General features: G+C 30.8%; 23 protein-coding genes. 12 read left to right on the forward strand and 11 right to left on the reverse strand.

Annotated features, from left to right (window positions below; translation table 11 throughout):
• Both CX675_RS20140 and CX675_RS10260 read right to left on the reverse strand, forming a co-directional pair.
• The coding region (locus CX675_RS20140) for a sodium:solute symporter (protein ID WP_370277687.1) at nt 1-709 on the reverse strand (709 nt) is incomplete at its 3' end.
• 517 nt (nt 710-1,226) lie between these two features.
• The gene (locus CX675_RS10260) at nt 1,227-1,910 is read right to left on the reverse strand and encodes a hypothetical protein (protein ID WP_130735145.1); all 684 of its coding nucleotides are present in this window, start codon (nt 1,908-1,910) and stop codon (nt 1,227-1,229) included.
• Nucleotides 1,911-2,437: 527 nt separating this feature from the next.
• On the opposite strand from CX675_RS10260, the gene CX675_RS10265 reads away from it, so the two are divergent.
• Entirely contained in the window at nt 2,438-3,145 is a 708-nt protein-coding gene (locus CX675_RS10265; RefSeq protein ID WP_130735146.1) for a hypothetical protein, read from the forward strand.
• Between the two features lie 5 nt (nt 3,146-3,150).
• Here CX675_RS10265 and CX675_RS10270 read toward each other — a convergent pair whose 3' ends face one another.
• The 3 genes from CX675_RS10270 to CX675_RS10280 all read right to left on the reverse strand — a co-directional run bounded on the left by CX675_RS10270 (nt 3,151) and on the right by CX675_RS10280 (nt 4,734).
• Nucleotides 3,151-3,909 carry a hypothetical protein gene (locus CX675_RS10270; protein ID WP_130735147.1) on the reverse strand — a complete coding sequence of 253 codons (759 nt, stop codon included), beginning with the start codon at nt 3,907-3,909 and terminating at the stop codon, nt 3,151-3,153.
• A 70-nt stretch (nt 3,910-3,979) separates the two neighbouring features.
• Entirely contained in the window at nt 3,980-4,420 is a 441-nt protein-coding gene (locus CX675_RS10275; RefSeq protein WP_130735148.1) for a hypothetical protein, read from the reverse strand.
• Nucleotides 4,421-4,422: 2 nt separating this feature from the next.
• Entirely contained in the window at nt 4,423-4,734 is a 312-nt protein-coding gene (locus CX675_RS10280) for a hypothetical protein (RefSeq protein ID WP_130735149.1), read from the reverse strand.
• A gap of 133 nt (nt 4,735-4,867) precedes the next feature.
• Here CX675_RS10280 and CX675_RS10285 point away from each other — a divergent pair, with 133 nt between their 5' ends.
• Nucleotides 4,868-6,403, forward strand: a complete 1,536-nt coding sequence (locus CX675_RS10285; RefSeq protein WP_130735150.1) for a YifB family Mg chelatase-like AAA ATPase — start codon at nt 4,868-4,870, stop codon at nt 6,401-6,403.
• Nucleotides 6,404-6,597: 194 nt separating this feature from the next.
• Here the strand turns inward: CX675_RS10285 and CX675_RS10290 are convergent, their stop codons facing one another.
• Nucleotides 6,598-6,840 carry a hypothetical protein gene (locus CX675_RS10290; RefSeq protein ID WP_130735151.1) on the reverse strand — a complete coding sequence of 81 codons (243 nt, stop codon included), beginning with the start codon at nt 6,838-6,840 and terminating at the stop codon, nt 6,598-6,600.
• A 342-nt stretch (nt 6,841-7,182) separates the two neighbouring features.
• On the reverse strand, nt 7,183-7,830 hold the full coding sequence (locus CX675_RS10295) for a hypothetical protein (protein WP_130735152.1): 648 nt from the start codon (nt 7,828-7,830) through the stop codon (nt 7,183-7,185).
• Nucleotides 7,831-8,156: 326 nt separating this feature from the next.
• On the opposite strand from CX675_RS10295, the gene CX675_RS10300 reads away from it, so the two are divergent.
• The 6 genes from CX675_RS10300 to CX675_RS10325 all read left to right on the forward strand — a co-directional run bounded on the left by CX675_RS10300 (nt 8,157) and on the right by CX675_RS10325 (nt 13,003).
• The gene (locus CX675_RS10300) at nt 8,157-8,723 is read left to right on the forward strand and encodes a Crp/Fnr family transcriptional regulator (RefSeq protein WP_130735153.1); all 567 of its coding nucleotides are present in this window, start codon (nt 8,157-8,159) and stop codon (nt 8,721-8,723) included.
• A 73-nt stretch (nt 8,724-8,796) separates the two neighbouring features.
• On the forward strand, nt 8,797-9,537 hold the full coding sequence (locus CX675_RS10305; protein WP_130735154.1) for an SDR family NAD(P)-dependent oxidoreductase: 741 nt from the start codon (nt 8,797-8,799) through the stop codon (nt 9,535-9,537).
• Nucleotides 9,538-9,777: 240 nt separating this feature from the next.
• On the forward strand, nt 9,778-10,677 hold the full coding sequence (locus CX675_RS10310) for an AraC family transcriptional regulator (RefSeq protein WP_130735155.1): 900 nt from the start codon (nt 9,778-9,780) through the stop codon (nt 10,675-10,677).
• An 81-nt stretch (nt 10,678-10,758) separates the two neighbouring features.
• Entirely contained in the window at nt 10,759-11,592 is an 834-nt protein-coding gene (locus CX675_RS10315) for an oxidoreductase (protein ID WP_130735156.1), read from the forward strand.
• A gap of 10 nt (nt 11,593-11,602) precedes the next feature.
• Nucleotides 11,603-12,328: an SDR family oxidoreductase gene (locus CX675_RS10320; protein ID WP_130735157.1), complete on the forward strand. Its 726-nt coding sequence runs from the start codon at nt 11,603-11,605 to the stop codon at nt 12,326-12,328.
• Nucleotides 12,329-12,409: 81 nt separating this feature from the next.
• Entirely contained in the window at nt 12,410-13,003 is a 594-nt protein-coding gene (locus CX675_RS10325; protein ID WP_130735158.1) for an HD family hydrolase, read from the forward strand.
• Between the two features lie 173 nt (nt 13,004-13,176).
• Here CX675_RS10325 and CX675_RS10330 read toward each other — a convergent pair whose 3' ends face one another.
• From CX675_RS10330 to CX675_RS10345, 4 genes are all read right to left on the reverse strand, one after another.
• Nucleotides 13,177-13,761, reverse strand: a complete 585-nt coding sequence (locus CX675_RS10330) for a TetR/AcrR family transcriptional regulator (RefSeq protein WP_130735159.1) — start codon at nt 13,759-13,761, stop codon at nt 13,177-13,179.
• Between the two features lie 71 nt (nt 13,762-13,832).
• Nucleotides 13,833-14,585 carry an SDR family oxidoreductase gene (locus tag CX675_RS10335; protein WP_130735160.1) on the reverse strand — a complete coding sequence of 251 codons (753 nt, stop codon included), beginning with the start codon at nt 14,583-14,585 and terminating at the stop codon, nt 13,833-13,835.
• Between the two features lie 125 nt (nt 14,586-14,710).
• On the reverse strand, nt 14,711-15,724 hold the full coding sequence (locus CX675_RS10340) for an alpha/beta fold hydrolase (protein WP_130735161.1): 1,014 nt from the start codon (nt 15,722-15,724) through the stop codon (nt 14,711-14,713).
• A gap of 72 nt (nt 15,725-15,796) precedes the next feature.
• Nucleotides 15,797-16,375 (reverse strand): TetR/AcrR family transcriptional regulator, encoded by a 579-nt coding sequence (locus CX675_RS10345; protein ID WP_130735162.1) that lies wholly within the window; start codon nt 16,373-16,375, stop codon nt 15,797-15,799.
• Nucleotides 16,376-16,547: 172 nt separating this feature from the next.
• Here CX675_RS10345 and CX675_RS10350 point away from each other — a divergent pair, with 172 nt between their 5' ends.
• From CX675_RS10350 to CX675_RS10365, 4 genes are all read left to right on the forward strand, one after another.
• Entirely contained in the window at nt 16,548-16,964 is a 417-nt protein-coding gene (locus tag CX675_RS10350) for an OsmC family peroxiredoxin (RefSeq protein WP_130735163.1), read from the forward strand.
• 139 nt (nt 16,965-17,103) lie between these two features.
• Nucleotides 17,104-17,967 carry an AraC family transcriptional regulator gene (locus tag CX675_RS10355; RefSeq protein WP_240723620.1) on the forward strand — a complete coding sequence of 288 codons (864 nt, stop codon included), beginning with the start codon at nt 17,104-17,106 and terminating at the stop codon, nt 17,965-17,967.
• Nucleotides 17,968-18,084: 117 nt separating this feature from the next.
• The gene (locus tag CX675_RS10360) at nt 18,085-18,489 is read left to right on the forward strand and encodes a hypothetical protein (protein WP_130735164.1); all 405 of its coding nucleotides are present in this window, start codon (nt 18,085-18,087) and stop codon (nt 18,487-18,489) included.
• A 120-nt stretch (nt 18,490-18,609) separates the two neighbouring features.
• Nucleotides 18,610-19,434 (forward strand): alpha/beta fold hydrolase, encoded by an 825-nt coding sequence (locus tag CX675_RS10365; RefSeq protein WP_130735165.1) that lies wholly within the window; start codon nt 18,610-18,612, stop codon nt 19,432-19,434.
• The last annotated feature ends 56 nt before the right edge of the window (nt 19,435-19,490 follow it).

Raw genomic sequence — 19,490 nt, forward strand, 5'->3', positions numbered from 1 at the left:
TGGTTACCGCCCAGTTTAGAAGTTGGTGCCAACTTACATTGGTTAGCGATAAAAATTCAGGAGCCAAAGTTGATTGAATGGCTTCATACCCTCCTACAGCATGATATGCCATTGGTATACCAATAAAAACCAAACCTGAAATTAAAATAATCCATTGAATGGTATCGGTATAAATTACCGCTTTTAAACCACCTACAGCTGTATAAATAACTGCAATAGCTCCCATAATAAGAAGTGCCCATTGCAAATCCAAACCAGCAATAGTTGCAGAAGCTAATTTGGCTCCTGCCAAAACTTGTGAACTGGTAAAACCAATGTAACCAATTGCAGAGATAATTCCAGCTAATAAAGCTACTTTTGGAGTGTAAAAATGATTGAAAATTTGAGGAAATGTGAAAAATTTGTGTTGATGTCCTAGTTTACTGACTTTAGGTATTAAAAGAACTGCACTTAGCCAAGCTCCAATTAATCCAGTGAACAACATCCAAGAGCCCGAAATCCCCATAGTAAAACCTAAACCTCCCAAACCAATAGAGAAGCCACCACCTACATCGGTTGCCACTACCGATAAACCAATGTGCCAACTACTCATGTTGCGTCCACTAACGTAAAAATCTTCTGAAGAGGTGTTTTTTTTGTAAAAATAAAAGCCTACACCTAGCATCACTAGCATGTAAACCACAAAGATTAAATAATCTATCGTGTGCATTATATTCTCAATTTCAAATTTTGTTGCCTGTTTAGGATTTTCCTAAGGCCAGATGCAGTAAACTACTACAAATCGAATGATTAAAAAGAAAGATTCTACATATAGAATCTTAATAGATGTTTATACGAAATAAACAAAATCACAAAGTGCAAAGGTACGAAAAAGGAATGGAAATGCCTAATTGAGTTGGTGGTTGGTGGTTGTTGGTTGATGGTTGATGGTTGTTGGTTGATGGTTGATGGTTGTTGGTTGGTTGTTGGTTGTTGGTTGTTGGTTGTTGGTTGGTGATTGATGGTTGATGGTTGATGGTTGTTGGTTGACCGCATGTAAATCCCTAATATAAGTTCATTGCAAAAGTAAATTTAGATGAAAACTAATTTAAAAATAGACCATTTTATTTATATGTTAATACTAAAGAAAAGGCAACCTGACAACACATCATAAAAATTCCTATTATATTTCATAATAGGAATTGAGTTTGCAAACACTTTTGTTTACTAAAATGACTCGTTAAAGCTTAATATTTCTCTTTTTGAAAGCCCCAATCTCTTAATTCTTGTTTGTATGTATCAGGATAATTGGCTTTTATAGTATAAATAATGGCATTTAATCCTTTATTTAGATTTTTCTTTAAGATGTTTTTATCACCTACTTTAACCGAAACCTGACCATCTGTTGTTGTAGCTTCTTTTACTAAAACACTATATTGTTGTTGTAAGGAAGTCCAGAAAGCCAATCCAAATTCTTTGTCTTCAAACCCGTGCTCTGTTAGTGCGCTAATCATTAATTTTAAGGCTTCCACTCTTTTGTTTTTATCTGTTGGTAACAGGTAGCGATTGCCTTTGTGTTCAATACCAAAAGCTGCAAAATAGCTAGTACTGTTTTCTTTTTTATATTTATCTGTAATGTAACCCTTTACATAAGACAAATGCGTATCCATAGTTTTTTCTAAGGCTTCTAAAGTTTGTGTAATTTGTGGTCGCGTAGCACCTTTAGATAATCTAATGGATAGTGTGTTGTTGTAACTTGCTGCATCTGCCTGAAATTGTGCAACGGTTAACCATTTTAATGCTAACCAACTAGAAGCTGCCCATTTTTCACTTACTGTTGTAATGACATTACCGAAGTTAATATCGGCTACTGGAACGTTTCTAGTTTTACTCGGTTTTTCATTTTTGAAATTGTTTGCATTTGTTTCCATAAATACTGTATTTAATTTTAAATTAACGTAATACTAAGTTATATTTTGAGATAATAACAATAACAATGCCAAAAAGCTATTTAAAATTACCCCAAAAAATTAGAGTAAGATGGTAACAAGTAGCTACCGTTTCTGCTTGTATAAAATCCTCGGAAAAAGCACGTGTAGTTGCTACTAAAACAGTGCGTTTTGTGCAGGTAGCAGGTGTAGTTGATAGTAAAACAATGCGTTTCGTGTAGGTAGCAGCTGTAGTTGGTAGTAAAACACTGCGTTTGGTGTTGGTAGCAGGTTTAGTTGGTACTAAAACATTGCATTTTGAGTAGGTTGCAGGTGTACACTGTGTTGTTACATTTCGTTGAAGATGCGTATAGATTTTGGTAGGTTGTTATATTGCTTAAAGTTAGGAGACTATGATTAACTAAAGTCGTGATTTGTAAATCTTTATGTTACTTCTTATGTTAATAATGTTGGGATAACTAATGATTAGATTTTAAATGTTTTATCAATGATTCAATTAAATTTGAGTTATGGATAAAATTAAACAATCGTTAGAGTACATACAAAATCATTTAAATGTAATATTACTTGTTCCAACTGTATTAGGTGGTTTTTGGCAATTAATTGAATTAATGATTATTAATACTTCTTATGTGAGATTCTTTTCACTTACTCAAGTTGTAGCTGATGGTATTATAATTTTGTTTATACTTGGAATACTAACATTTTCATATTTAGTAATTTTTTCTGAGAGTTTTGCTAAACCAAATTCCAAAGATTTATATGGGAAATTATGGTTGAAAATATTATCATTTTTAGTTATTTTAATATTTATAATCTATATGTTATATGAGATTATAATTCATGATAATTATAGTACAATCTTATTTATTGTATCAATTATATTAATTATGATCTTATTTAAAGTATTAGGTGATATAGTATATTACCACTTTAAAAGAAGTATATCTAAATTTGCTTTAACTTTGTTTTCATCTTCTTTAATATTAATTTTTGCATCTAATATTGATAACTTCGGTAAAATGTTCCACAAGACTTATTTTATACCAGACGATCTTAAAAATATAGAAAACATAGAATGTTACTTGGGTAAAAAGAAGAATGAATTTGAAATACTTTATTTAAACGATAATTACATTTTTGTTAAAGTTGTTAATTCGCAACAAGTTGAGATTATAAAGTTTGAAGAGTTGCTTAATAAAGAAAATTGTGAATAATTAATCTATTCAAACAAATTATCGAACTTTATAATCTTTATTTTTTCATTACCTTTTTTATCTATAATCGAATAAAATATATATTTATCATTTAAGTATTTTAAAGATATGGTAGTATTTGGATAGTTTGTTTTGATATCTTTTTCAATATCTTTTATATTAACCAAATTTTTCGGTAACAACATCTGCTTATTAAATTCATTGTAATAGATTTTTAAGTAATGAATGAATAACACAGTTATTATCATATATGTATATATTTTTAATCTACTCTTTCTATTTATAGAAAAAATATTTTCAACGTGTTTCATACCTTTTAAATACGATGTATAACCAATAGCAACAATAATAATGTTAACTGGTAGGATAAACCAAATTACAACTATTGAATTAATGTTTTTTATAAAATAATTATTTGCAAATATTAATCCACAAATAATTACCCCTAATCCAATTAAAGAAAATAAAAATGAATGAATTAAATTTGGTTTTTTAACTTCAAGAAATTCGCTTAATTTTTTATTTTCTTCATCTTCATTATTTTTTTTTGTTATTAAATTAAACCAAATTGTGCTTGCCAGTAATAATAGAATAACAATTAAAAATAATGCACCATCAGCAATTAATTGTGAAATCGAGAAAAATCTAATATATGATAATGATATTCGACTTAATTCTATTAGTTGCCATATCGCTCCCAATAATGGAGGAACAGAGACTAATAAATTAAAATTATCTTTTATTAAATCAAAAAAATTTTTCATTTAAAAACTAATATTAAATAAATTAATACCCTATCAACAACTGTTGAAATATAAAATTTTGAATTCATAATTAGTTAATTGTTTTTAATTCATCTTCTGGAAGAGCAAATTCTTCAATTCCATCTGGATGAGTTCTAACCCACCAAGCACAACTTTGCAGAAGATTTACATCATGTCTTCTTAGTAAGATAACTCTTTGAAAAGTAAATTTATTTAATAAAATATCGCCCTCAGAAAATTTACTTTTATTTTTGAAAAAAGCTTTATCTAAACGTTCAATTGTTTCAATCTTTGGTCTTTTATTAATTACAAAATCTGAATAAATATCATCTATAAATGTTTTTGAATAGTAACTTATAGGAGGTCTTCCATATTTAGCTTTTGTAAATTCAACATATTTATCTAGTTCTAAATTATAATTGTCTACAGTTTCTTCAAAATTCGTTAATGTATGATGCAACATTTTATATTCTATAAGTAGACTTTCTTTGATAACACTTCTTTTATGCATAATTAATTTTCAAAACTTATTTCTACTATACAGTCAACTTGATTAGTGTTTTTAAATTTAATTTTAGCATTAAGGTTATAAGCAGTTAATATAAAAGGATTCCAGTTTTCGTCCATATTACTAGAGTTAAATGTAGTTGCTAGGACACTTACTAACTCATCATTAGAAATAACAGGGATTGAATATTCTACCCATTTATTTATTTCATTTTTAACAGTGTTTGTTAGTAATTGATTTGTTTGAATAACAACAGTTTTCTGATCATTTATAATTTTAGCAAGATCTGAGGGGGTTAGTTTATTATAGTCTAACATATTTATTATGATATAGTTATTTACAAATATAAAATTATTTTTTGTTTGACTTAATATTAAATACTAATGTAGTAACTTTTAAAATCTTTTCTATATTTGTATCTATTATAAGCCAAAATTAAAAGTACACGCCATGTTAGTAAAAGTATTCGGTAGTGCCGTTTTCGGTGTCGAAGCTACCACCATTACCGTTGAGGTAAATATTGATAAAGGAATAGGCTACCACTTGGTAGGATTACCCGATTCTGCGATAAAAGAAAGTAGTTATCGCATTGCTGCAGCTCTTAAAAACAACAACTATTCGTTACCTGGAAAAAAGATTACCATTAATATGGCACCTGCCGATTTACGCAAGGAAGGTTCAGCCTATGATTTAACCTTAACAGTAGGTATTTTAGCTGCTTCTGGACAAATAAAAACCGACTTTATCACAGATTATATCATTATGGGAGAACTGTCGCTCGATGGTGGTTTACAACCTATAAAAGGGGCTTTGTCTATCGCTATTAAGGCAAAAGAAGAAGGGTTTAAAGGCGTAATTTTACCCATACAAAATGTAAAAGAAGCGGCAGTTGTCGATGGGATAGAAGTGTATGGTGTGGAAAATGTAGTGCAAGTGATTGATTTCTTTGATGGGAAAGAAGGTTTGTTGCCTACAGTAATTGATTGTCAGGAAGAATTTCATAAAACCTTGGCTTTCCCCGAATTTGATTTTTCAGATGTTAAAGGACAAGAAAGTATTAAAAGATGTATGGAAATTGCCGCTGCTGGTGGGCATAATATTATTTTAATCGGTCCGCCTGGTTCAGGAAAAACGATGCTTGCGAAACGATTACCTAGTATTTTGCCACCTATGAGCATGCAGGAAGCATTGGAAACGACTAAAATTCATTCGGTAGCAGGAAAAGTAAAAGAAACAGGTTTGCTAACTCAAAGGCCTTTTCGTTCACCCCATCATAGTGCTAGTTCGGTTTCTTTGGTAGGAGGCGGTAGTTATCCGCAACCTGGAGAAATATCTTTGGCACATAATGGGGTTTTGTTTTTAGATGAATTACCCGAATTTAAACGGGAAGTTTTAGAAGTAATGCGACAACCTTTAGAAGATAGAGAAGTCACTATTTCGAGAGCTAAATTTACTATTACGTATCCGTCTTCCTTTATGTTAGTGGCTAGTATGAATCCAAGTCCGGGTGGTTATTTTAATGATCCCGATGCTCCAGTAGCTACGAATCCCATGGAAATGCAACGTTATTTGAGTAAAATTTCGGGTCCGTTGTTAGATCGGATTGATATTCATATAGAAGTAACTCCTGTTCCTTTTGAAAAACTATCAGATACAAGGAAAGCGGAAAGCAGTGCAGAAATTAGAGCAAGAGTCACACGAGCGAGAAGTATTCAAACCGAACGATTTCATGATTATACTCATATTCATTATAATGCGCAATTGAGTAGTAAATTGATTCGGATGTATTGTGTGTTAGATGAAGTGTCTTTACAACTCTTAAAAACAGCTATGGAACGGTTGAATTTATCAGCTAGAGCTTATGATCGCATTTTAAAAGTTTCGCGTACTATTGCTGATTTAGATGATTCCGAAAATATACAATCACAACATATAGCGGAAGCCATACAATATCGAAGTTTGGATAGAGACGGATGGTTAGGTTAAATTTGTAATGGAATACCAGCGGTAGCTCGTGTTATAGTTTTGATAAGATAACTATATTTTTTGGGTTAATAGCAGTGTTTTCTTTGATTTTGAGCGCAAGGGTATTGTTATGCGATAAAGAGATAGTAATTTTTATCGCAGGTGTTGTTTTTGGACGGTTATTTGTCCAATTTGCATTACGAGAATAATTTTTTTTAAGCAGTTTGGCGTTGATGTCTTCTGTGGCAAAAATCCATTACCGTAACATTTACGTCTTTTAATTCTGGAGTTAGAATACTTTTTACGCCTTTATAGTTGTTTGTTAATTCTAAACCACAGCATTTGCATTGGTATTCTTTAATGTATTCGGTTACATTCTTGGTAGTCACTAGCTTATGACCAAATACTTTACACTTCGCTTCTTTAACGAAGGTAATGCCTTGTAGTAGTATATTCATAATCAGAGTTTTAGTTTCTCTGCTAATGTAATAAAAAAATCGATAAACGCAATAAAAAAATCGATTAAATGTAAGTTAAGATAAAAAATGACCTATTAAAATGTTAAAATTGCTTCAAAAAAAATGCGTTATACCAGTTATAATAAGGGTTGAGCGCATTTTTATTTGTAAGATATTTTTTTTGTAAATGATTGATTTTTAGATGTAATTTGTCGTTTTTATGCTTTTTTTTAGTGTTTTTGTCTATACTATTGTATTCCTATTTAATTTTTTTTAGTTAAAATCTTCTTTTTTATACTTTATCTGTTGCAAAATGAAAGCAACTGTTCTTCTTTTTATTAATTATTTTGCTATTAATCTTGTTTTAGGTTTCATTTTTCTATTCCAATAGATAATATACAAAGTGCCTACAATTGAAGGAACAATCCAACTTAGTATAGACCCTAAGCTTAAACCTGCCACAATAAATGCTGTTACCGATGCAATGAACGCACCTACCATTTTACCAATATGTTGGGCTAGCCAATTCTTCTTATGTAGTAAATTAAAAAAGATAAAATCTTTGGTAGACATAAAAAGACCAAATGCACCAAAGAATACAAATAAAAAACTTTGTGATAGTGCGTTAATCATACCATAGATACCAAAAAGTAGCATTACAATTGCTGCTAAAAACATAGTTCCAGAAATTATTTTATCTATAAAATCTGCTTTAGATTTTGTTTTAAAAGTTAATACTCTGTTCCCTGAAATCACTAAATAAATAGTAAAAAAACCAATTAAAAATAAAAAGGGATTTTCATGTTTAGGCATGCATGCAATGAATAAAGATAATAAACAACTTCCAAACATACTTACAGAGAAAAGTTTGCCCATTTTTTGATGCGGTTTACTGCCTTTTTTTAATATAATGCTAGCTAACCCAGCTAGTAACCCTATTGCTCCTAAAAATGCGTGACTGTAAATTAAGATTTGAATTGTTGCTTCCATGATTGTTTTATTTTTCAGTAAAACTATGATGAAAGGAATTGTTTTTCAATTAGCAGTATCCCAATTGTCGATTTTTATGGACGAATTGTTTTTTGGTTGTTAGCTTTACTTAAACAATAAGTAAACCCAGCTTCGAATAAACCTGCAATGATAAAAATTGTTGTGTTACTTCAATGGTTCCGAATACATTTATCTGAAATACTTTTTAGCGTTTTCTATACTTGCTGAAGAAGCTTCTTGTTTTTATGTACAAAAATACGAACCCTTTTGCGATCATTTTATCCAATAGCAAAAACTAAATTGTAGTATTATTGTAACTTTGTTTAATGGAACAATTTATTGAATATATTTTACAATTTGGAAATCTAAATTCTCAACAAACTAATTTAATTAAAAGTAAAGTAACAGAAATAAATCTTGAGAAAGAAGAATGTTTTTCTGAAGCTGGAAAAATTCCAAAACAAGTTGCATTTGTAGTCGAAGGTGTTTTTAGAGGTTGTTACTACAATGCTAAAGGTGAAGAAATTACGCGTTGTTTTATTAGTGAAAATAGTTTAATGTGTGATTATATTAATTTTGAATCCAACACTATTTCTACCGATTATTTACAGGCTTGTACAAATTGTAAACTTATCGTTTTTTCAAGACAAACATGGAATGAACTTTCTCAAATCATGGTAGGTTGGGATGATATTAAAAATAAAATGGTGCAGGTTTGTATGTATCAAAAATCTAGAAAACACCCTGTAATTTCTCAAGATGCTACAGCTCGATATTTAGAATTTATGAAAAATTATCCCACTTTGGTTAATCGCATTCCTTTAACATACATAGCCTCTTATTTAGGAGTAACGCAACAATCTTTAAGTAGAATTAGAAAAAACATTATTTAATTTATTTTTACCATTTGGTAAATTTATCCATTTTTCTTCCATATAATTTTGCTTCATTATAAAAAAATAGAGAATGGAGAAAGTATTAATTACGGGAGCCAATAAAGGAATTGGCTTTGCCACTGCAAAACTTTTATTGCAAAAAGGGTATTATGTTTATATTGGAAGCAGAAATACTGAAAACGGGAAAATCGCTGTTGAAAAATTGAAAGCAGCAGGTTTAATTCATGTAGAAAACATTCAATTGGATGTAACAGACAGTCATTCAGTTGAGGCAGCACGTAAAGAAATCGGTAACAAGACCGAAGTCTTAGATGTTTTGATTAATAATGCAGGTATCAATGGGGGACGTAATCCCTACACGGCCTTACAATCAAAACCTGAAGAATTTTTTGCTGCATTTGATGTTAATGTGATAGGCATATCTAGAGTTACAAATGCATTTATCGATTTGCTTAAAAAATCTAATGAACCAAGAATTGTAAATTTAAGTACAAGTGTTGGCTCTATAACATTACAAAGTGATCCAAACTGGCCTGCATACCCTTATGCTAAATATGCTGTTTATGCCGTTTCTAAAGCCGCTTTAAATATGTATACGGTACATTTGGCTTATGAACTAAGGGATACAAATTTTAAAATTAATGCTGTTTGTCCAGGATTAACCGCTACCGATTTTACTTTTGGCAATGGAGGAGATGTAGATACAGCTGCAGCCAGAATAGTAAAATATGCAACTATTGGGCAAGATGGACCAACTGGAAAATTCTTTAGCGAAGAAACCAATCCTGATACAGTTGAAATTCCTTGGTAATCTTTTAAAAACAATAATCCTATTATAAATATACTAGTGGTTTGAGTTTCTTTTGAACCACTTATATTTATGTTTCTTATACATTGTTCCGAAAAAATAAAAAAAATCTGCGTCCGTTTTTAAATAGTCATGTCTATTCAGAAAAACAAAAAAGGAGTATGTAATGAAAAATACTTTGAGGTAACTTTTTAAGTTTTTTTAACTAGAAATTAGTTCGCAAAAAAATATTAAATTTGCAATATGTCTAAAATAGAAAATTTAGAAGCATTTTACAAGCATAAATTTAATGATATTCCATCATTACCACCTGTAGATGCTGGAGGTTTTAAAGTTTTTAATTTGACTGAAACAACTAGTCAAAGAACGCCACTGCCTTATGCGCGTTACGATTTTTTTAAAATTATGCTAATTCGTGGAAATCACCGATGTCATTACGCGGATAAGAGTATTAACCTTAACGGCAGCACACTTATTTTTTTTAATCCATCAATTCCTTATAAATTTGAACGAATAGATAAAGAGGCTACTGGTTTCTTTTGTGTTTTTAAAGAATCTTTTTTTATAGAAAACCATAGACATGGAAATCATGATTTACCTATGTTTTCCTTAGGAGGAAAAACGGTATATCATTTAAATGATGAACAAGACAATGAAATAGCTATATTATTTGAGAAAATAATAACCGAATCAAATTCTCAATATAAATTCAAATATCAACTCCTATTTAACTTAGTCAATGAATTGATACATTATGCTATAAAAATGGAGCCGAACGAACATATTTATCATCATCCAGATACCAATTCGCGTATAACTTCTATATTTACGGAATTACTTGAGCAACAATTTCCTATTGAAACAGTAGAGCAATCCATAAATTTAAGAACGGCAAGTGATTTTGCAGAAAAACTTGCAGTACATGTTAATCATTTGAATAGAGCTATACGATCGACAACAGGAAAAACAACTACAAATCACATCAACGAAAGGCTTGTGGCTGAAGCTATTGCTTTGCTAAAACACACCAATTGGAATATAGCAGATATTAGCTATTGTCTAGGATTTACGCAACCCGCTCACTTTACTCATTTTTTTAAAAAACATACCAACAGTACACCTACCTCTGTACGACTTGTTTGAATTTCGATAGTATCCGTTTGATTTGAGAAAACACCTACTCTACCTTACTCCATACCTTTGCTCTATTAAAATTATAAAAAAATGGAAAACAGAAAAGTATGGTTTATAACAGGGGCTTCCAAAGGTTTGGGATTAGCCTTAGCCAAAGAAATTTTAGAAGCAGGTCATATCGTAGCAGCAACTTCAAGGAATACAGCAAGTCTAAGTACTGTCTTAAACTATAACGAGGATTCGTTTTTACCACTTCAAGTAGAACTTGGAGATGAAAAAAGTGTTGCTATTGCTATTGAGCAAACACATAAAAAATTTGGGAAAATAGATGTAGTTGTCAACAATGCAGGATATGGTATTGGAGGTACGATGGAAGAGTTGACAGATAAAGAAGTACGTGATAGTTTTGATATCAACGTATTCGGTATCATAAATGTTATTCGACATGTATTACCTATTATGCGACAACAAAATAATGGACATATCATTACTATTTCATCAATAGCAGGTATTGCTCCTAGTACTGGTTGGTCTGTATACGGTGCGACCAAACATGCAGTAATTGGTCTTACTGAAGTATTGGCAGATGATGTAAAACCCTTTGGCATCAAAGCTACTGTTATCGCTCCAGGTGGTTTCCGTACCAATTTCAATAATCCAGACTCTCTTGTTTTGGCAGAAAATAAGATTGAAGCTTATGCAGAAATTCATGCTGCTCAAAAACGATTTGAAGGAATTAGCGGAAAACAAGGTGGTGATCCAAAAAAAGCAGCTAAGGCAATAATCGAACTTACTGAAATGCCGGAACCGCCAGTATATCTTCTTTTAGGAAGTGATGCTTATGAACGCGCCATTACTAAAATAGAGTTATTAAGAAATAATTACGAGCAATTAAAATCATTAACAAAATCAACGGATTATTAATTTTAAAATTATGCAGATTTCAAACAATAAAATTTTAATCACAGGTGGTGCAAGTGGCATCGGGCTTGGATTAACGGAACGATTTGTAAAAGAAAATAATACTGTAATCATTTGTGGCAGAAGACAGGAAGCTCTTGATGAAGTGACTAAAAAATTTCCGAATGTAATTACTCGTTCCTGTAATCTGGAAATCGAAGAAGAAAGAATAGCTTTATTTGAATGGGTCTCCGAAAAACATCCTGATATAAACGTTTTAGTTAATAACGCAGGAATTCAAAACTGGATGAAAATTACGGAGAACAACTTCTTTGAAAGAGCAAAACAAGAAATTAACATTAATGTTCTTGCCCCACTTCATCTGACGAGTCTTTTTATACAACTTACATCTCTTACAACTATTATCAATGTTACTTCGGGATTGGCATTTGTACCTTTGACTAAAGTGCCTGTTTATAGTGCCACTAAAGCCTTTTTTCGTTCGTTTACGCTATCAGTAAGACAGCAATTGCAGAATACTGATATAGAAATAATCGAAATTATACCGCCTAAATTGAACACAGATTTAGGGGGAAAAGGCTTACATGATGATGCCCCTCCTGTAAGTGAATTTCTTGATTCCATATTTGAACAATTAAAAGATGGAAATATAGAATTAGGATATATGCTAAGCGCTCAACAACTAAATTTAAATACAATTTTTATAAAGGATTATTTCAAAAATCTTAATGAAAACTAAAATAGATTAACTGATAGATATTCCTTCTATTCCTCTATTTTAAGCAACTTTACCTTTATCTTTGTATTAAAAAAAAATCTAATGGAGGAATCAAAATTATTCAAACAAATTGCTTTCATCAAGGAAATTGATAAAATAAAATATATTCAAAGAAAGACCAAACTATTTCATAGCGATCGAAATGAGAATGATGCTGAACATAGTTGGCATTTGGCAGTAATGGCGATTATTCTTGCGGAACATTCTAATACTTCTATTGATCTTCTTAAGGTATTAAAAATGGTGTTGATTCATGACATAGTTGAAATTGATGCTGGAGATACATTTATTTATGATACAAAAAAATCGCACAGTAATACGGATGAGGAGAGAATAGCGGCTAATCGAATTTTTGGGATTTTACCCCAAGAACAGGCTCATGAGTTGCTTGCAATTTGGGAAGAATTTGAAGCAGGGGAGACTAAAGAAGCTAAATTTGCAAAATCAATGGATAGGTTAGAACCTTTATTACAAAATACATCTAATAATGGAGGCACATGGAAGGAATTTGATGTAAAGTATGAAAAAGTATATGAGAAGAAAAAAGTCATACAAAAAGGCTCTGAAACTATTTGGAAATACGCTGAAAATCTTTTAAATGAAAGTGTTGAAAAAGGAATTTTAAAGAAAGGGTAAAAGTTCAAGAGTTAAGGTATACTTTTTAAAACTTAACTCTTGAATTTTTATATAAACTAAATTTGAATACGAAATTAGTATTCAAAAGAACAATTGATTAAAGATGTATTGAGATAACTATGAATAATTTAAACTGCCATCATGGTTACAAACATCATTAATAAAAAGGTTCTCTAATTGTCTAACAAGCTCATTACTATATCTAGAACTTTCATATGTTCATTTACATCTTTGTATATTTTTCCATCTACTCTCAATCCATTTATAAAACTGTAGAAGTAGTTTGCAATAGATATTGGACTTTGTTTCGTTACTATTTCACCTTTATTAATTCCTTTTTCTATAGCATTTGTTAGGGCTGAAATAATATCTTTTCTATGCTCTCTTATTATTTCTAAAATTTCATCGTCATGTGCCGCAAGTTCTATTGCTGTATTGACTATAAAACAACCTTTGTTGTCAATGTCTGAAATAGTTTCTTCTATAAATTGAGATAAAATTTTTTTGATGGTTGCTTTAAATGAGGTTCCCTCATTCAAAGTTGTTATCATTTTTTCTGCTGATGTATTTCTGTATTCTTGTAAGGCCAATATGAATAAATTTCTCTTAGTTTTATAGGCACTATACATGCTTGAACGACTAATATTAAATGCTTCTAGCATATCTTGTGTTGATACTGCATTATATCCTTTTTTCCAAAAAAGATTTATAGCTGTTTCAATAACTTTAGTCTCATCAAATTCGCGTTGTCTTGCCATATAAGTGAAATTACAGGATAAAAGGATTATTACCCTGTAAATATAATAATTGTTAACTGGATCGTCCAAATTTAAAATTGAACCATTCCTCCATCTACATAAATTTCAGTTCCGTGAACATATGATGAATCTTCAGATGCTAAATATGTTATAGCTTTTGCCACTTCCTGTGCCCTTCCAATTCTGCCTAGTGGTACTTGAGGTACTAATATCTCGTCTACAAAACCGTCGATTTCTTCTTCGTTCATTCCTGTTTTGTTAAAAAATCCTGTTTCAATAGGTCCCGGACTTACTGCATTTACTCGTATTTTTCTATTGGATAATTCAGAGGCAAATGTTTTTACAAAAGACTTAACGGCACCTTTACATGCAGAATATACAGAAGCACCTTGCATTCCTATCTCAGTTACTATAGATGTATTAAGAATTATAGAACTGCCTTCATTCATTAAAGGTAAAATGGATTGAACTGTAAAAATGGTTCCTTTTACCATCACATTAAATAGTTCATCATAGTGTACTTCGTCTATTTCTTCAATTGTTGCAAATTTACCGTATCCAGCATTCACATAAAGAATATCAACTGTTCCTTTTAAAGATTTAACTTTCTCGGCTAATGATTTTAAGTCTGAGATATTACCTGAATCAGCTACGATTCCCAAAGCATTTTCTCCTAATTCACTAACGGTTTGGTCAACTGTTTTTTGGTGTCTTCCTGTAATGATTACAGTTGCACCTTGTTCGATAAAGTCTATAGCCGTTGCTTTACCAATTCCACTAGTACCGCCAGTAATTAATGCTACTTTGTTCATTAATTTTTTCATTTTTTAAAATTTTTATAGGTACAAAATAAATATGTACTGATTAGTCCACAAAGATATAATTATGTACTGATTAGTCCAAATGAATTTTAAAAAATATTATTTTGCTTTTTAATGGACTATAAATTTTATGATTCTATATTGTTTTCAATCCATTGAAGGACTGGTTGTAGTGCTTCATCAGAATTTTTCTCATAAATAAGTCCGTGACCATTCCCTAGTACCCCATAATCAGGTAAATGTAAATGGTGTACCTTAGCAGCTGATCGTTTTATTAATGCAATCAGTTCTGGCACATAATAAGTAAATGGTGATGCTTCCCCAGTAATGACAGCTATAGGTAATTCTTTCAAAGCTGGAATAAAGTAATGGTCAAAGTTTTTCTGTAAATCTTCAAAACTCGCTATCGATTTGTTGTATGTAATTTCCGCAGCGGTCCATCCGTACTTTAAATATCCTAAACCATGTATAGTTCCAAATGCAGGTCCCATAGGTTCTACAGTCACAATTCCCTTTATAAAATTCTTTTTCTGTTCAGCAAGAAGCCATCCTAAAGGTCCTGATGCAGAATGTGTGAAAATAATGGCAGGTCCAATTTTTTCAAGTAATTTTGACAAGCGATCAACATCAGTAATTTGCGCTTGCTCAAGGTCTGTAGGTAAGGCACTAAATCCAGCTATAAATGCATCATAGGCATCATGGTCTTCGGGATCAAAAACCCATTGGGTATGTTGGTCAGCTAATTCTTGAGGAAAAAACACACTTCTACCAGTTTTGTATGAAAAGGGAGTGCCTAATGTACCAGAGGATAATTCAGGATGAGAGTGTGATCTACCATGTCCCGTGCGGTCGACATTAAATACAGTAAATCCTGCTTCTACTAAGCGTTGTGCCCAACCTGGTCTTCCATCAGGAGTATCCATCCATTCTGTAGATTGGAATAGGCCCCCATGAATCAATACAACTGGATAAGGATGTTTAATTTTTTCAGGTGATTCCCATGATACAAACATAGGAGCATCTTGGTATTTTTCGTTATTTTTTTCAATTGGGTTTCCTGTAATCCAAAATTCACCTCTTCTTGAGGTACGCAGTGTTCCACGCTCCCAAAATTTATTTATTTTTTCTTTTACTTTGTTCATATTATTACATTGCTTTTTCTAATTAGTTAAAAAATAATATTAAACCTATCGTTTTAAAATAATGCAAAAAAATTATTTAGTTATGCTATCAATAATCATCTTACTTACTTTTTTAGTTATGGCAGAATTTTTAAACAATATGTCTGCATGCCAAATAGCAGCTAAACATGAAACTATATAGTAGGCCAAATCTTGAGGAGATTTATCCTTGGGTATTTCACCTATTTTCTGTGCTTGCTCTACTAATGTCTCAAAAAGACCTACTGTTTTTTCAGATTGTTTTTGCAATACTTTATATACATCAACATCCAATCTTCCCAATTCAAAAGTGGTATAAATTGATAAACAGGTTTTTGTGTCCAGTATGATATTTTGTTCAATATCGTTTATGATGGCTATAACAGAATTTAAGGGAGATTTCCCTTTACTCGCTGCTAATGAATATTCGTCTTCTTTGAAGGAAATGTAACTTTGGAGGCATTTTATAAAAAGTTCCTGTTTGTTCCCAAAACTTCTGTATATACTACTTCTGTTTAATTGTAGCCTTTCCTCCAGATCATTCATTGAAGTTCTAGAGTATCCTTTTTCCCAAAAAAGTTCTCGGGCTATATTTAGCTTTTTATTATAATCGAATTCTATTGGTCTTGCCATAGTACAAATATATTATATTAAACCTATTGGTTCAAAATTTTTTTATTAATCTTATATCTAAGTTTATCTGAACCAATTTACCTATTAATTGACCTGATTTATAAAACCTTTCTGTTATTTATTTTACAATTTTGTATCGTTAATAAGGACAATTAATTTTAAAAGTAAAAAAATGAAAAGAACAGCAAAAGCACATTGGGAAGGTAATGCTAAAGAAGGTAAAGGTAATTTAACTACTCAAAGTGGAATTTTAGATCAAACAAATTATAGTTTTAAAACTCGTTTTGTAGGTGATGAAAAAGGAACTAATCCTGAAGAACTATTAGCTGCAGCACACGCTGGATGTTTTACAATGGCCGTTAGTTTTGCCTTAATGGAAATGGGTTTAACACCAACTTCATTAGACACTGAAGCAATTGTATCTATGGAAGGTTTTGATATTACTTCTGTACACCTTTCTATTACAGGAAATATCGAAGGAATTAAAGCAGAAGATTTTGTAGCCATTACCAAAAATGCCGAACAAAATTGTTTAATTTCAAAAGTATTGAAAATTCCTGTAACGTCAGAAGCGTTACTTTTATCATAGGTTCGTTTTAATGAAACTTATACTAATGCTCATTCAACATATCTGACTAAATTTGATTATTGTTAAATGAGCATTTTATTTTTAATTTTACAACTCATTCAAATTATTATTTGATTATCAGATATTATAAAAAATCCAAATGCATTATCACATGGTACTTGATTATAAAAAAATAGATTTATTTGGCAAAACATTTATCCAAAAAGTAGATTTGGAACCTCCTTTTGAGTTTGATTTTCCTGTTGAAAAACAAGCCTGCTTTTTATATATGGTAAAAGGTAATATGCAATACCAATCTCAAGATGATCATTTGGAAATTTCTACTAATCATTCCTTATTGCTAAACTGTATAAACTCAGGAAAACAAATACATAATAATTCAAATGAAAAGGGTGAAATTGTAATCGTTACTTTTCATCCAGATATTTTAAAAAAGGTTTATGATAGAGAAATTCCATTAATTTTTCAACCCAACAAACAAGTTACCAATCAATCCAGAGGAGTAATCAATAATGACTTTTTAATTCAAAAATATATTGAAAGTCTTATTTTTTATTTTGAAAATCCATCGCTAGTAAATGATGAAATTTTAATTTTAAAATTAAAGGAAATTGTTCTCCTATTGTCACAGACACAAGATGTTGAAATTATACAAGTCATATTGTCGCAACTTTTTTCATCCAATACATATACTTTTAAACAAATTATAGAAGCCAACCTTTTTTCGCAAGTAAATATTGAAGAACTCGCTCAAAAAACGAATTTAAGTGTTTCTTCTTTTAAAAGAGAGTTTAAAAAAATATATAATGATTCTCCTGCTAATTATATAAAAAATAAACGATTAGAGAGAGCAGCTAAATTACTCCTAGTTTCTGACGAACGTATCACCGACATTGCTTTTGATTGTGGGTTCAACGATTTAGCAAACTTTACCAAAAGCTTTCATACTAAATATGAGCTAACTCCTACCGATTATCGATCAAAATTCAATGCTAAAGAATAAAAAAGAATCTTTGGCCCAAATTCCCAAATCATTGACCTTTTTCATAAAATAAATGTCTCAATAGTAATGCAATTTTGTATTGTCAATAGTGACATATAACAAAATTATTTTTAGACAATGAAAAATTTAAAATCAATGATGGTATTCACCTTATTTACCATTTTATTTTCGTCAAGTACTTTTGCACAAACTTCACCAAAAATTATTGCAGTCATCAACAAAGCTAATTGGTGTAGTGTTTGTAAAGCAAACGAAGAAAGAGCAATGGCAGCTTTTGAAGCAAACAACAAAGATGGTGCTTATCAATTTGTAATTAATGATATTTCCAATGCTGAGACTTCAAAAAAATCTGCAGCGGAAATCAGTAAATTAGGACTTACAAAAGTAATGGAACCTTACAAAGCAACTGGAATAGTTTGTTTGTTTGATGCTAAAACCAAAAAACCGATTAACCAATTATTAATGTCACTCACAACGGAAGATATTGGTAAGGCAATGGCATATCTAAAAACAAGGAAATAGATTAAATAAGTATTCCAATTAGGCATTTAGCCCTAAGTTAATTTTGTCTAATTGGAATTTCTATTTACAAAAATCTTCTCTCCTTAAGATAATTACATATAAATTTTAAAAAAGAAAAAAATGAAAATAATAAAAAATATAGCCTTTTTATTGGTATTGATGTTAACCCTAAATTCATGTTCAGATGATGATAATTCAAACACTAATGAAAATAAATCAACTTTTGTATTAGTACATGGTGCATGGCAAGCTTCTTTTGTATGGGATAAAGTTAAAGCCAATTTAGAAGCAGAAGGAAACACTGTAGTCACAGTTGAATTATTGGGTCATGGAAATGATCAAACTCCAGTTGCTGATATAACTTTTGATGGTTATGTTCAACAAGTTACCGATGTGATTAATAGCTTAAATACACCTGTAGTATTAGTAGGTCATAGTCTTGGTGGAGCCATAGTTACCCAAGCAGCGACTTTAGTCCCACAAAAAATAGAGAAATTAATTTATGTAGCAGGTTTTATACCACAAAGTGGTAGTAGTGTCTTTGAATATTCAGCTATGGATCAAGGAACATTAATTCCTACAGCACTAGAATTTTCTGCCGATGGTAGTACCGTAACTATTGGTAATCCAGAAGTAAATATGCGAGACATATTCTGTCAGGATGGCTCAGATCAAGATATTGAGTTATTGGTAGAAAAACTTAGACCAGAACCCGTTGTGGCTGCAGGAACACCCTTAAATTATAGTGAAGAAGTATACAGTTCCATAAATAATAAATACTATATATATACTACAGAAGATACAGCTATTAGCTATCCATTTCAACAACAAATGGCTAATGAAGCTAATATTTCAAAAACGTACCAAATTCAATCTGGACATAGTCCTTTTATAGCGAAACCAAATGAATTGGTTCAAATTATCAAAACCATTCTTAATGATTAAATGATCTTTTTGTTGCATTACAACAAAGAGTCATTTAGTACAAATTTCTAATTCAC

It is taken from the genome of Flavobacterium sp. J27 (genome assembly GCF_004303025.1).
In the GTDB taxonomy this organism is placed as follows: Bacteria; Bacteroidota; Bacteroidia; order Flavobacteriales; family Flavobacteriaceae; genus Flavobacterium.